This is a genomic window from Bacillus sp. JJ664, assembly GCF_036962205.1.
In the GTDB taxonomy this organism is placed as follows: Bacteria; Bacillota; Bacilli; order Bacillales; family Bacillaceae_G; genus Gottfriedia.
Genome location: NZ_JBALMS010000105.1, coordinates 29,271 through 29,522, shown reverse-complemented (window position 1 = coordinate 29,522; position 252 = coordinate 29,271).

Sequence of the window (252 nt, the reverse complement as noted above, 5' to 3'; positions counted from 1 at the left end):
AATAAATTTCTTTATATTGATCAAGAACTGATTTATTTACAGTCCCTTGAGATACTTTTTTCCCTATCACATTGACACCTCATTACTTATTCCATCTGAAAAATAGAGGCAATAAGCTTTTCTAATATATTACAAGTTTAACATATCTACATACTAAACATATGTATAATTTATTGGTTAAAATTTGGTAGATTGAATTTTGATTATCATTGTTTCAAGTTAATAAAATGAATAAAAAGCTGATTAATATAA